Annotated in this window: 11 protein-coding genes; 1 reads left to right on the top strand and 10 read right to left on the bottom strand. The window is 38.0% G+C overall.

Annotated features, from left to right (window positions below):
* Nucleotides 1-384: 384 nt before the first annotated feature.
* The 5 genes from BN3326_RS15445 to BN3326_RS15425 are packed head-to-tail and all read right to left on the bottom strand — an operon-like array spanning nt 385 to nt 5708.
* The gene (locus BN3326_RS15445) at nt 385-957 is read right to left on the bottom strand and encodes a xanthine phosphoribosyltransferase (RefSeq protein ID WP_070000145.1); all 573 of its coding nucleotides are present in this window, start codon (nt 955-957) and stop codon (nt 385-387) included.
* A gap of 29 nt (nt 958-986) precedes the next feature.
* On the bottom strand, nt 987-1919 hold the full coding sequence (locus tag BN3326_RS15440) for an ABC transporter permease (RefSeq protein WP_070000144.1): 933 nt from the start codon (nt 1917-1919) through the stop codon (nt 987-989).
* Complete coding sequence (locus BN3326_RS15435; protein WP_171903845.1) at nt 1909-3012, bottom strand: ABC transporter permease; 1104 nt, start codon at nt 3010-3012, stop codon at nt 1909-1911. Before BN3326_RS15435 ends, BN3326_RS15440 begins: the two co-directional genes overlap by 11 nt.
* Nucleotides 2990-4543, bottom strand: coding sequence for an ABC transporter ATP-binding protein (locus BN3326_RS15430; RefSeq protein ID WP_070000143.1), 1554 nt, complete (start codon nt 4541-4543; stop codon nt 2990-2992). Before BN3326_RS15430 ends, BN3326_RS15435 begins: the two co-directional genes overlap by 23 nt.
* Nucleotides 4544-4562: 19 nt before the next feature.
* Nucleotides 4563-5708 (bottom strand): BMP family ABC transporter substrate-binding protein, encoded by a 1146-nt coding sequence (locus BN3326_RS15425; RefSeq protein WP_070000142.1) that lies wholly within the window; start codon nt 5706-5708, stop codon nt 4563-4565.
* A 421-nt stretch (nt 5709-6129) separates the two neighbouring features.
* Here BN3326_RS15425 and BN3326_RS15420 point away from each other — a divergent pair, with 421 nt between their 5' ends.
* On the top strand, nt 6130-8160 hold the full coding sequence (locus tag BN3326_RS15420) for a methyl-accepting chemotaxis protein (RefSeq protein ID WP_070000141.1): 2031 nt from the start codon (nt 6130-6132) through the stop codon (nt 8158-8160).
* A 64-nt stretch (nt 8161-8224) separates the two neighbouring features.
* Here BN3326_RS15420 and BN3326_RS15415 read toward each other — a convergent pair whose 3' ends face one another.
* The 5 genes from BN3326_RS15415 to nifE are packed head-to-tail and all read right to left on the bottom strand — an operon-like array spanning nt 8225 to nt 14456.
* Complete coding sequence (locus BN3326_RS15415) at nt 8225-9028, bottom strand: beta/alpha barrel domain-containing protein (RefSeq protein WP_070000140.1); 804 nt, start codon at nt 9026-9028, stop codon at nt 8225-8227.
* Nucleotides 9003-9992 (bottom strand): homocitrate synthase/isopropylmalate synthase family protein, encoded by a 990-nt coding sequence (locus BN3326_RS15410; RefSeq protein WP_070000139.1) that lies wholly within the window; start codon nt 9990-9992, stop codon nt 9003-9005. The genes BN3326_RS15415 and BN3326_RS15410 overlap by 26 nt, the downstream gene beginning before the upstream one ends.
* Before the next feature lie 27 nt (nt 9993-10019).
* Nucleotides 10020-10328 (bottom strand): 2Fe-2S ferredoxin, encoded by a 309-nt coding sequence (locus BN3326_RS15405; RefSeq protein WP_070000138.1) that lies wholly within the window; start codon nt 10326-10328, stop codon nt 10020-10022.
* Nucleotides 10329-10353: 25 nt separating this feature from the next.
* Nucleotides 10354-13089: a nitrogenase cofactor biosynthesis protein NifB gene (nifB, locus tag BN3326_RS15400; RefSeq protein WP_070000137.1), complete on the bottom strand. Its 2736-nt coding sequence runs from the start codon at nt 13087-13089 to the stop codon at nt 10354-10356.
* The gene (gene nifE, locus BN3326_RS15395; protein ID WP_070000136.1) at nt 13086-14456 is read right to left on the bottom strand and encodes a nitrogenase iron-molybdenum cofactor biosynthesis protein NifE; all 1371 of its coding nucleotides are present in this window, start codon (nt 14454-14456) and stop codon (nt 13086-13088) included. Before nifE ends, nifB begins: the two co-directional genes overlap by 4 nt.
* Nucleotides 14457-14632 lie beyond the last annotated feature (176 nt).

The raw sequence follows: 14632 nt of genomic DNA, 5'->3' as shown, positions 1-14632 counted from the left end.
CATCTAAGAACGTACTTTAGTTTCTGTTCTGCCGAAAAATTACTTTTTTGTCCCATAAAAATATGCTCCTCCTTACAGTAAACAGTTTTATTATTTTTACTGTCTACTATAAGGGGAGCATATCAATTTGCCTAAACTGGTTTATTTCTGTCTTTTTATTTGTATGCATAATAAATATCCCGTCACCAATGACGAAGAAACAGATGTCATTGTTGACGGGTAACTAGTTAAAATCTAAATATATTTTTCATAAATCATAACTCCTCGAAGAGGAGCAAGGGGGGCAGGATAGTATCTTTAGACGCGACTTGGATACATGTGACGGAGCGGAAAAAGATAGCTATCCTGCCCTCCTTGCGGACGTCACCGAAACATTTAACTCACCTAATCCTCAAACACAATCCGCTCTTCATCCATCTCCTTAATAATAGCCAAAGACTGAATGTTAATCCCTTTATCTCTTAAAGCTTTTCCGCCCTCTTGAAATCCTTTTTCTATCGCAATACCTGCGCCAACTAAAGTGGCATTTGCTTGATCTAGGATATCTATAAGACCTATTAATGCTTTGCCATTAGCTAAGAAATCATCTATTATAAGTACTTTATCTTCTTCACTGATAAACTTTTTAGAAACTCTTATAGTATACTCTTTGCCGTGAGTAAATGAATGTACCTGACTTGTATAAATATCGCCATCTAAGTTTTTAGACTGAACTTTTTTTGCAAAGACAACGGGTACATTAAAGTATTGTGCTGCTATACAGGCAATCCCTATGCCTGAGGCCTCTATTGTAAGGATTTTAGTGACTCCTTGATCCTTAAATAGCCTTGCGAATTCTTTACCCATTTCATTGTAAAGCGGAATATCAATCTGATGGTTTAAAAAGCTGTCTACCTTCAGTACGCCACCTGGCTTTACTGTTCCATCGCTCCTAATCTTATCTTGTAATAATTGCATCGCTTCTGTTCCTTTCTGCTTGGCGCAAATTATCTTTCTTCTCTAAAATAAGCAATTCCCAGACCCTTTGGCGGGGCATTCAAACTGTTTTTCTTAATACCCGCGATCACTAGAACCACAATTGTAACAATGTAAGGAACCATATCCAGGAAAAATTGATTTACATTCATCCCTGCGCCTTGCAGTCTAAAACCTAAAATATCTAAACCTCCAAATAAAAAGCCTCCCAAAATAGCTTTTAGTGGATTCCACCCTGCAAAAATAACAAGTGCTACCGCAATCCAGCCTCTTCCTGCTGTAATGCCTTCTTGCCACGCTGGAACATAGACTAAAGATAAGAAAGCTCCACCTAGTCCGCAAAAAGCGCCTCCTGCTAAAACGTGTATATACTTATATAAGTTTACATTGATCCCCGCTGCATCTGCTGCTGCTGGATTTTCGCCTACCATGCGTGCATTCAGTCCCCAGCTTGTAAAGATAAAGTAGATAAATATCAAAAGTGCACTGACAAACCCAAAGTAAACAAAAGGACTTTGATTAAAAAGCGCCTCTCCTATCATTGGAATCTCACTAAGAACAGGAATACGAATAGGTGATAAACTTGATTTTAACTTATCAGAAATAATTTGCCCAACCATCTTCTGACCTAAAAATCCAGAAAATCCAGTACCAAATATAGTAAGGGACAATCCTGTAACAACTTGATTGGCATGCAAGGATACTGTTAAAACAGCATATATAAGTGCGCCTAAAGCGCCTACCATACCGGCACCTAGCAGTGCAAGCAGTGCATTATTCGTCGTAAAACCAACCATAAAACCGGCAATAGCACCCATGAGCATCATCCCCTCTACCCCTAGGTTAAGATTACCTACTTTTTCATTTAAAATGCCTCCGAGTGTCGCAAATAACAAAGGCGTTCCTGCTATAACTGCTGCGGATAAAAACAGACTAATTTCCATGCACTTTGCCTCCTTGCTGATCTTCCTTCTTCGCTTTTACAGTTTGATCAAACACTACTTTATACTGTAAGAAAAATTGACTTCCAAGTACACAGAACAAAATAAGTGCCTGGATAATATCTGATGCAGACTGTGGAATCTGAAAAGCTGTTTGAATATATGAACCACCTTGTGTAAGTGCCGCAAAAAGAAGTGATACTACGACCATCCAAGGCGCACTAAGTCCTGATAACCAGGCAACAATGATAGCCGTGTAGCCAACACCGCCTGCTATTTGCATATTAAGTGTATTACTCACTGCTGAGGATTGAATCATCCCTACCCATCCTGCAATCCCACCGCTTAGAAAAGTTGCAAGAAGTATAATCTTTTTAATATCCATCCCCGCATATCTTGCTGTATTTTCACTTTCTCCAAATACTACAATTTCATAACCTTTTTTAGTGTAATGAATAAAGATATGAATAACGACTACTAAGATCAGTGCAATAATCCACCCGATATGCACCCCAAAGACTTTAGGTAAAATAGCTGCATCAGGAAAATTAGCTATCTTGGGAAATCCTAATGACGCCTTGTCTTTCCAAGGTCCATACTGCAGATAAACAACCCACTTTATAGCAATATAGTTCATCATCAGTGTAACAATCGATTCATTAGTACTCCACTTTGCCTTAAGGTAGCCTGGGATAAATGCCCATATGCCTCCGCAGATTATTGCTGCAAGCACCATAGTAATCAGCATAATAGGTTTAGGTAAATCCCCGAAGTTAAGGGCAATAAAAGCTGCTCCAAAGGCACCCATAGTAATTTGTCCTTCTGCGCCTATATTCCAGAACTTCATTCTAAAAGCTACAGCTATCCCTAATGCTGTAATAAGAAGGGGTACTGCTTTAATAATAGTTTCCTTCATTCTATACGCACTGCCAAAAGAGCCTTCTATCATTGAACGATAAACATTTATCGGATTATGCCCTATGGTAAGTATAAAAATACCTGTAATCAAAAGAGCTGCTATAATCGCCATCGTTTGAATAAGAATTTTTTTATTTCTGCTGCTTTCTTTTGCCTTAACAACTCTTACTCTCACCATTTGCGCCTCCTTTATCTTTAACATCTGCCAAAGTATGCCCGGCCATCATCATACCTATTTCTTCTTTAGTCGTATCTTTTGCATCTACGAGTCCTGTTATTTTACCATCACATAGGACAAGTATACGGTCACTTAAATTAAGAAGTACATCTAAGTCTTCTCCTACAAATAATACGGATACACCTTTTGCTTTTTGTTCATTTAACAAATCATATATTTGATAAGTAGCCCCAATGTCAAGTCCTCTTACTGGATAAGAAGTAATCAGAACATCTGGGTCTAAATAAATTTCTCTGCCTAATAATACTTTTTGAATATTGCCTCCTGAGAGCTGTTTGACTGGATGATGAATACCTGGCGTACTCACTTGCAGCCTCTTAACTAATTCTCTTGCCTTTTCTCTTAGAGGTTTTCTGGTAATAAATAATCCTTTTTGGGTATAGTACTCCTTTAACAGCAGATTATCTACGATATCCATGCTGCCTACTAGTCCCATTCCAAGTCTGTCTTCTGGTACAGAACTCATACTAATACCTTTTTTATAAATTTCTCTTGGCGTTTTGCCTGTAATATTTTCGCCCTTAAAAACGAGCTCCCCTTGACTTAATTTCAAGAGACCAAATAAAGCTTCACACAGTTCTTTTTGACCACTTCCAGCCACTGCAGCAACCCCAAGGATTTCTGATGTATACATTGTAAAACTTATATCTTTTAGGGCTTTTACCCCTTCTTTATTGGTTACAGTAACATTATTTATCTCATAAATTGGTTTTTTATTTTCTGATTCCGTTCTTTGTATTGCAAGATCTACACTACCGCCTACCATCAGTTCTGTAAGATGTTTAGGATTTGTCCCCGCAATATCTACAGTGGCTGCGTTTTTACCTTTTCTAAGTACAGTTACTTTATCGCACAGTGCCATAACTTCACCGAGCTTATGTGTGATAATAATAACAGCACAGCCTTCTTTTTTCATTCTTCTAATAATATTAAACAGTCTTTCAACTTCTTGTGGAATAAGAACTGCCGTAGGTTCATCAAGTATGAGAATATCTGCACCTCTATAGAGAACCTTTATGATTTCTAACATCTGTTTTTCTCCAACAGACATATCTTGCACTCTTTTTGAAAGTTCTACGCTTAGATCATATCTTTCACAAAGCGCCATAATTTCCTTTTCGATCTCTTTGCCTGATGTAAAGATTTTTCCTTTATTGCCTGCTATAATGTTTTCTTTGGCTGTTAATCTATCTACTAATTTAAAATGCTGATGCACCATGCCAATACCACAGGCTATAGATTCCCGCGGAGAACTAAAATTCATTTGCTGCCCTCTTATAAAAATAGAACCGCTATCAGGACTATAAATTCCTGATAGCATGTTCACAAGGGTGCTTTTACCTGCGCCATTTTCTCCGAGGAGTGCATGTATTTCTCCTTTTTGAACTATAAGATCAACATCTTCATTAGCAAGGACAGTTCCAAAGGTTTTTGTTATTTGCTTTAATTCTACCATTACTGACTCTCTCATAAATGGGCTCCCCTAGTTATTATTTTATTTCGCCTTCTACGCCTGCAACAAACCAATCAAATGAAAGCATTTCTTCATCTGTCATTGCATTTCCTTCTTCTACTTTAACAGCACCTGTTTGATCTTTAATAGGTCCTGCAAAAGGATTTAATGAACCGTCTAAAATTGCAGCCTTAGCAGCATCTACTTTTTCCTGCGCCCCTGCTGGTGCATTCTCAGTAAGTGGTGATATGTCTACAATACCTGCTTCAAGTCCATGCCAGTATGATTCTGATTGATAAGTGCCATCAATTACTGATTGTACGGCTTCTACATAATAAGGACCCCAGTTCCACACTGCACTTGTAAGATTCGCTTTTGGTGCAAACATAGACATATCTGAGTTATAACCTACTGCCCATACGCCTCTTTCTTCTGCTGCTTGTTGTGGACCTGCTGTATCTTGATGTTGTGCAATTACATCTGCGCCGCTGTCTAAAAGTGCAATCGCTGCATCTTTTTCTTTGGCAGGATCATACCATGTATTTGTCCATGTCACCTGAACTTTAACATCAGGATTAACTGATTGTGCGCCAAGTGTAAAGGCATTAATACCTCTTATAACTTCTGGAATTGGAAAAGCTGCTACATAGCCAATTTTATTTGTTTCAGTTTTCATACCAGCTACAATACCAGAAAGATAACGCGCTTGATAAACTCTACCAAAGTAAGCTGTCATATTTTCTGTTGTTTTATACCCTGAACAGTGGAAAAACTTAACATCTGGATATTCTTTTGACATTTTTTCTAGATAGTCCATATAACCAAATGATGTTGCAAAAATCACATTACAGCCTTGATCAATCATACTTGCTGCTACTGCTTCAACTTCTTGTGATTCTGGTACAGATTCTTTAATAATAGTTTCTACACCTAATTGTTCTTCAAGATATAATCTACCTTGGTCATGGGCATAACTCCAGCCCCCATCTCCTGTTGGTCCTACATAAATAAATCCTACTTTTACCGCCGTAGCTGCATCAGTCTCTGCTGCTTTTGGTGCTTCTGCTGTATTATTGGTTTCAGCTGGTTTTGCTGCTTCATCTTTAGTGGTGCTGCCACAACCTGATAAAACTAACATCCCCGCCATAAGTAATGCGCTAAATTTTAATAATGACTTTTTCATAAAACCCTCCATATAAGTATATTTTTTTTATATTTTAACCATCTGTTAAGATGAGTAGATGCGTTATACTTTGCTGCTTATTTTAATAAATGAAAAAGCCTTATCTTCTATGTTTAAGGGTAAGACTAGCATTTATTTAATTCGAGTTCATAGCGTAAAAATGCTTAACCTAATTATATTTTACCGTACATTGATTGTCAATATCAAAATTTCGTTCGGTTATTTAGGCTAAATAGTGTATGTTATACATTTTAAGTCTTAATAATGTTCATATGTTGTTGGTTGCTTAGTCAACAAAATACTATTTTCTAAATTTTTCTACATTTTTTTATTTATTGTTATTTTTTGTAGAAATATAGCCCTAAAAATGCTATAATTAAAAGCATATTATCACTACTATTAATTATAGGAGAGGATCATTATGCGGTTAAAATTTCAAACCAAACTTATGCTTATGGTTTTTGTACTAGTTGTTGTTACAAGTTCGTTTCTTACATATCAAAACCTTAATTCAACAGCAGTTTTGCTTACTGAAGAAATGAAGACTCTTGGATTCACCTTAGCACAGTCCGTAGACAATAAACTGAAAACCTCTAAAGAATTCGAAAAAGTACTGGATGATTTAATGGCCGAACGGATCATTCAAGCCTGTGAAGCTATCGATCTTTTAAATATTGATGAAATGTCCAATGAGAAATTAATAAGCTTAGCCTCCAAGCTGAAAGTGGATGGTGGCATTTATGTCATTGGTCCGGATAGAAAAATCGTATTTTCAGATGTCGTTGACTATGTTGGGTGGGAGTACCCCGTTCCGCATGCGATGGACCCTGTATTTAGCAACAGTCAAAAAACTTATATGGAAGCTATCCGTGGTGATTTAATCTCCGGTGAACTGAACAAGTACGGTGGAATGGCCTTAACTCAAAAGGGTTACTATGTACAAATAGGTGTTAAGGCCATTACCATTTTAGAGCTTCAGAAAACTTTTAATCCCAACACTTTACTTAAAGACATCGAAGTACACGAAGATGTTATGTACGCAATAATGTTAAACAAAGAAGGTCTTGCTTACGCTGGAACAGAGTCTATGATCAGTGATGAGCCTTATACTGATGAAGTGACTATAAATGCCACCCAAAACGGCATTCCGGGTGCTGCTTTTTGGGAAGATCCTAAGGCTGGAATCCGTGCTTATGACGTTCAGATCCCGTATTATGAGGAGGATGAACTTATGGGTTCTATCTGTATCGGAATCACCTTAGAACGAATGGATACTTCCCTTCGTAACAATGCTTTCATAGCTATCATTGTTACCACTGTTACCTGTATCATTGGTATTTTAATTGTTCTCTTCGCAATCCGATTGCTTCTGAAGCCGCTTAAAATATTAAGCAGCCAATTAGCAGATATATCTGGCGGTGATTTTTCTATTGATCAAGATGCTACGCTGATTAGGCAAAAAGACGAATTAGGCATTATAGCCAGATCTGTACAAGCTATGCGGCAAGAACTCAGTATCTTGATCTGTGCATTAAGAACCGATGCCAATCGTGTTGAAAATGGTGCAGATCAACTTTCAGAAATTATGCAGGAGACCTCCAGAGCCATCGAAGAAAACGCTCGTGCGGTTGAAGCATTAGCTGTTTCGGCGACAGATCAGTCCCATGAAGCAGAAAAAGTTGCTAAGTCTGTTGAAATCTTAGGCGATAAAGTCGATCAAGGACAAGAATGCATAAAGCGTGCCAACACACAAGTGGTATCAGTTAATAAGTTAAGTGCAGACGGAAAAGAAATCGTTTCAGCTCTTGAAAAAGTAACCCATGAGAGTATTGAACGTACAGACACTGTCTCCGCAGGTATTAAAAAGGTTGAAGAAACCGTCTATAATATGCGCAACTTTATGGATCACATCAGGTCGATCTCAAAACAGACCAATCTATTAGCACTCAATGCTTCTATTGAAGCTGCAAGGGCTGGCGAATCCGGCCGCGGCTTTGCTGTTGTTGCTGAGGAGATCCGAAAATTAGCTGATGAAACTAACCAGACTACAGAACAGGTTGAAACTATTATAGAAGAAATTACTGCTAAAACAGCTGTTGCTTCTAAAGATATTTTATCCATCAGCAAAGTTACTTCTCAACAAAAGGAAACTCTGCACAATACGTTGTCTATTTTTGGTCGCATTCAAGAGTCTGTCTTAGAACTGGTACAAGCTATGGATGCCGTTGTGGTGGTCAATGATGCAGTAAGTGAAAGCAAAGCCATTATAATGGATGCCATTGGTGTGCTATCGATTTTAACTGATAATCTTTCAGCCACCTGTGAACAGATATCTGCATCTACCGAGGAACAAACAGCTTCTGTCCAAGAAGTTAACGCTTTAGCTATTGTAAATCGAAATGTCGCTAAACAGTTGACTGATCGCGTAAGTCAATTTAAAACTATTGAGTAAATCTTTTCCACGTATTAAGAGCTTCCTTTCTCATTTATTTAGACAAAGGGACTTTTAATACGTGTTATTTATTTTTGATAATACTATAGACTTCTTTTTGAACATCAAGCGCTACCTTTTTAGCTATACCACAGTCAAAAATACTTTCACTAGATTTAATGAACTTAATAAAGTCACAGTTGCCTGCTCGTTCTCCAATGCCTAAAAAGGTGCAATCTATATATTTTGCACCATTCTTTGCAGCTTCTAAGGAATTAGCAACGGCCATCCCAAAGTCGTTATGCACATGTATTTGAATATCCATATCTGTATAGCGGATGATCGACTTTGTGATATCAGAAATATTATGCGGGGTAAGCACGCCTACTGTATCAGCATATCTTATACAAGAAACCCCAAGTTCCTTAAGCATAACCCCGAGACTGATAATAAAAGAGATATCTGCTCTTGAGGCATCTTCAAAACCTACTGTTACTTTATAGCCTTTACCTAATGCATACTCTACACAGTCTATTAGATTATGTCTTAACCATTGTTTATTCTTGCGAAGTTTTGAATAGATCTGAACATAGGATACTGGTGCACTAATATGAATCACATCAGGACTGCATTCCATGGAGTGCTTGATATCCGATATATTCATCCTATTCCACGCGGAGATCACAGCATTCTTTTTATTTTCCATAATCTTTAGTATCGCTTCTTTTTCTACTTTACCTATTGCTGGAATACCTGCTTCTATTTGATAGATACCAATATCATCCATAAGCCTTGCAAGTCTCACTTTATCTTTTGTATTAAAGGCGATCCCCGCACTTTGCTCCCCATCGCGAAGGGTTGTGTCAACTATATATTTTCTGCTTTTCACTGGCCACCACCTCTTTTACAATACGAATAAATTCTTGGTCTGTCAGACTTCTTTTTTTAAGGATGCTCTCTTTCTTCACCTGTTCTAAAACAACTTCTATAAGGTGATCTGGTAATTTCGCGCCCTTTTCCTTTAACTTAATTCTAATAGCACTGGCTCCTGAGTGTTTGCCAACTACGATCTTTCTTACTTTCCCTACGCTCTGTGGGTCATATGGCTCATAGGTCAAAGGATTTTTTGAGATACCATCTGCATGTATACCGGCTTCTACAGAAAATATATTATCTCCTAAAATAGGCTTATTATAGTTTACCTTACGCTTTGTAATGGTCTCATAAAGATGTGTTACCTCCGGCAATATACTTAGGTCTACATTTATCTTTTTATGCATAATCACCTTTATGGCCATTAAAATTTCTTCTAAAACCGCATAGCCGCCTATACCGGCAAAACTTACTGCAATACTTTTGCCGCCACTTAGCAGCCACTCTAAAGCAAGCGCTGTCGCGCAATAATAAGTATTTTGCGGACATAGGCTAATGGGATGGGTAAATATTTCTCTCAACCTTTTAAGACTTACCATATAATCTGTACACATCAGATCATCTAAACCTGTAATGCGTACATTTTTCAGATGTTCATATCTATTAAGCATAGGAATTTCTCTTGCATCATTGACTTGTATCTCATGGATGACTTTATCCGACTTGAGATCCTCCTTGCATTTCGACACATACATTTCAAACGTATTATATTTTTCCATCTCTTCTAGGGTATCTACTTTCAGTATATATTTAGGCCCAATAGGCAACTCCCCTATAAGTCTAAGTACAGGCACGGAAATCTCAATATAATCCACTCCAAGTCTTGGGAGCAACTCGCACATCCGCGCCAACATTTCTCCTGTTGGATAATCTTCTTCCAACTTTATCGCTGTAAGTGTTCGATCTATTAGTTTGAACATGCCATTCCCACCCTTATCCTATAATTTTTAGATAAGTAACCGCTCTACTTTTTTCCCGCCTTCTAAATGGGATTCAACAATCTCTTCAACATCGTCAGCAGTTACATTGCCATACCATGTGCCTTCTGGATAAACAACTACAACAGGACCTTTATCACAGATTCCAAAACATCCTGTATTGGTGATCATAACCTCTGAGGATAGATCCCGATCATCAATTTCTTCCATAAAAGCCTGAACAATATCAACCGCACCTTTTCCGTAGCAAAAACCTTTCTGTACCCCGTTTATTCTGCAACTTGTACAGACAAATAAATGATATTTTGGTGTTACCATTTGACTTCACTCCCTTTATCCTTTTTTATAATAGTTGTTGTGCTGCTTCTTGTACTGCTTTTTCGATTCTGTCATACGTTTTAAATACTTTTATGCCTCTATCCATAAGCTTCTTCTCGGGCGCATGACCAATCCTTAGTGTAAGTACCCCCTGACAATCTTGTATGGTATTTAAAATCTTTTCTATTTTATCTTGTTCTTCATCACAAGCGTCAGATCCCTCACAATACTTATTAACATTTCTATTTTCTATATAAACAGGCTTACCCTCTTTATAATCATAAATATAGAAGGTTTTTGCATGACCAAAATGTTCATCTATTAGCATCCCGCTCTTAGAAGCTATTGCAAACCGAATAGGTTTCATTGTGGTTTCTAACTTTTTAAACGCTTCTTTATTTTCGGGTTCTGAATAATGCATAGAAATATCTTTATCTAGCATCCCTATAGCATCAGCCCTGCACTGCTTACAGTGGAGCATCTGTTCAAGATGAATGCCACATTTTTCTCGAAGTGCTGTGATTTCTTTGTTGCTTACAAGTGGTATGTTTTCAAACACACTGCCCTCTACAGGTATCATCTGCATAATATTCGTAATCGTTGCACCAAGTTCTTTAACCTTTTTAACCACTTCTTCTATATGATGATCGTTAATCCCTTTTAATGTAACAATATTCACCTTACAGACAAGCCCTCTTGAAGCTAAATATTTAAGTCCTGAAAGTTGATTTGCCATCAAAATGGTGGCTGCTTCTACGCCGGTGTACGTTGTGCCCAAGTAGCGTATCCGCTTGTAAATCTGCGCTCCTATTTTGGGATCGATGGCATTGATTGTAACGGTTACGTGGCTTACACCAAGTTCTAAAAGTTCGCTGGCATACATGGGAAGCATGAGTCCATTGGTTGATAAACAAAAAGTTACGTTCTTATCATATTGCTTAATGAGGCTTAGAGTCTCTTTTGTCTTATCAAAGTTCGCTAAGGCATCTCCAGGACCTGCTATCCCTACAACAGTTAGGTTCGGCACATCTTTTTTCACTTGTATGTATCTTTCTAAGGCCTCTTGTGGTTCTAAAACCTGTGTAGTAACCCCTGGTCTACTTTCATTTGGACAGTCAAACTTTCTCACACAATAGTTGCAGCTAATATTACACTTTGGTGCTATAGGCAAATGGATTCTTGCATATTTATGGGCACTGCTACAGCTAAAGCAAGGATGGGTTTTCTTCTTATCCTCAAGCGTAAGTTCTGGGGACGTTTCTCCAATTTCGCTGGTCTTAGTTTTTGGGGACAGTCCTCCAATTTTGCTGACCTTAGTTCTTGGGGACAGTCCTCTAATCTTGCTGGCTTTAGCTTTTGGGGAAGCTTTTGGGGACGCTTCTCCAATATTGGGTTTGTAGTACTTATTGTAAAGTTCTTTTCTAAAGCCGCCTTCTTTACTTTTTAATACAGTATTTGTGATGGTATCCAGTAAAGAGAGTCCGCCTTCGTAACCAAGCATTCTGATTCTTTGTCCGCCGATCCGATCATGTACGGGAAAAGCACATCTTACTAAACTAATACCATGCTTTTCTTCGATTCTTCTGCCATCAGAACTCCCTATCATGATGTTTGCTTTAAACTTTAGCGCGTAGCTTTCTATTGTTTCAAAATCGGCTTCATCTAATGTGATATACTCTTTTACAAAAAGTCTGTCTGCCACATCTTCGATTTCTTCTTTAAGCACTGCTTTAAGCATTTTACATTTTGTACCCACTGCCGTTACGACCGGCATAATACCATTTTCGCTGCAGAGTTTAGTGATCCCATATACAAAGTCTGGTTCTCCAAATACGACAGCTCTGCCTTCTGCATTATATTTATGCGAATCAATCATCGCATCCAGATATCTTGCTCTTTCTTCTTTAATACTGTCCGGAATAGGTGTGCCGCTTACTTCTGATAAAGCTTTAATAAAAGCATCAGTATCCCTAAGACCTACTGGCAGATTAAGCTTTTTATAAGCTACTCCATAGTTTTCTGCTAAATATTTTCCCGGGGAATACTTTTCTTCTATAAAAGTACTAAGTTCAAGTGTTGCTTTTGCCCCTGCCATTTTAGATATAGCTTCTAGCGTTGTACCTCCCTCTGGAAGTCTATTATAAGTTTCATAGTGGCCGCCATCTAGATTCTGTGATAAATCCGGCAGCAGAATATAGTCTATTGCCATTTGTTCAAGTACTGATTTTAAATATCTTGTATCTGCTGGACTTAGAGGTCCAGTTATAATATTGATCTTGTCATTTGGCGCCTTATCCATCTCTATATGAGAAACTATGCCGTAAAGCCCTCTGAAGAACCCTTCATATTGCGTCCCCATATACCCACCGGATGGTACTGGAATGAGTTTAACTTTGCTTTCTGGATGTTGCTCATAGAAATTTTTGATAATATGTGAAATATCTTCTCCAATCGTCTCAGCCAAGCAAGTGGTAGCAACTCCTATGACCTCCGGGTTATAGAGTGTGATTAGATTTTCAATGCCTTTTATAAGATTTTTCTCTCCGCCGTATACAGTACCGTGCTCTGTAAGAGAAGATGACGCTATATCTACCGGTTCATTATAGTGGGTTGCCATATGACGCCTGATATAAGTACTGCAGCCTTGTGAACCATGAAGAATACTCATACACTTGCTAATACCATAAAAAGCAGTAATCACACCCATCGGCATACACATCTTGCATGGATTAGTTGTCAAATTAACTAGATGCTTACTCATAGGCTCTCCCTCCTTATATATTCCCAAACGGGACTGTTCATACTTAAATTGATTTCCTTAATAAAATTTTCAACACCTATAAAGCCTGCTAACGGGTGTTTCCTTTCATGATTGTGATCACAAAAAGCTATGCCAAGCTTATAGGCAAGAGGTCTTTCCTTTACCCCTCCCACAAGGATATCTGCTTGTTTTTGCTTCATAAATGTTTCAAGTTCCGCCGGGTTAGCATCATCTAGTACGACTGTCCCAGCATTCACAAGCTGCCCGATGATCTCATAATCATCTTTCTTACCAGTCTGCGTTCCCACAACTACTGTCTCAATACCTATTTCATTAAATTGTTTAATAAGAGAAATCGCTTTAAATCCACCACCTACATAGATCGCAGCTTTTTTTCCTTCCAAGTTCTTTCTATATTTATTTAAAAAGTCCTGCAACTTATCTTTTTCATTTTTACATAGCATTTCTGCTTTTTGGATAGCTTCCCCGTCACCAAGGGCTTCAGCTATTCTTATCAGCGAAGTAGTCGTATCCTCTATTCCAAAGAAACTTACTTTAACATAAGGGATCTCCATCTCTTCTTCCATACGTTTTGCAAGATAGGTCATAGAGCCTGCACACTGAACAATATTAAGGGCAGCGCTTTTTGCTTTTTGAAGTTGCTCACAGCTTGCATCCCCTGTAATCTGTGCGACTACATCAATCCCTATTTGCTTTAAATAATCTTTAATAATCCACATTTCACCAGCTAGATTAAAATCTCCTAATATATTAATACCCTTTGTTTTTTCTGCTTTTTCACTACCAATGAGCTCCATAATAGCGTTACACGCCATCTTATACCCTACTGATTTATGCCCTGCAAAACCAGGAGACATAACGGGTATAACTCTTATACCATGTTTGTTTTCTGCCGTCTTACAGACTGCCTTTACATCATCTCCAATAACACCTACTATACATGTTGCATAAACAAATATTACCTTTGGCGCATAGGTTCCCACCACTTCATCAATGGCTGCCCCAAGCTTCTTTTCACCTCCAAAAATAATATCTTGTTCTTCCAAATCCGTTGAAAAACTATTCCTATAAAGATCCTCACCACTTGTCAAACTCCCTCTTATATCCCAAGTATAACTTGCACAGCCTATTGGCCCATGAACGATATGAAAGGCATCAGTGATTGGATTAAGTACAACACGGGCTCCACAGTATACACAAGCTCTCTGACTGACAGCTCCAGATACACTCTCAGAATCACAACGCAAGGTGTCTGTCTTACATCCATCTTTACAATAAATAAAATCTTCTCTTTCTTTTAACAGCGTGTTACCTTGAAGTGCAGTACCTTGATCTATTCCTTTCATAATCTCAACTCCTTTTCGTCTTCATTTTATTTGCAAGGCTCCCCACAGAACTCAGAGGGTATATTTTGTTCCTCAGAGCCTTGCAATGTTTAATTCCTTCTATATTAATCACTATTTAGTTTTTACTTAGCTTCATATATTTCACAGAATGAGATTCCGCGTATTTGATATTTAAA

Origin of the sequence: Cellulosilyticum sp. I15G10I2 (assembly GCF_900095725.1) — a bacterium.
Classification (GTDB): Bacteria; Bacillota; Clostridia; order Lachnospirales; family Cellulosilyticaceae; genus FMMP01.
Note: the sequence above shows the minus strand (reverse complement) of the source record. Positions and strands in the feature narration are given on the sequence as shown.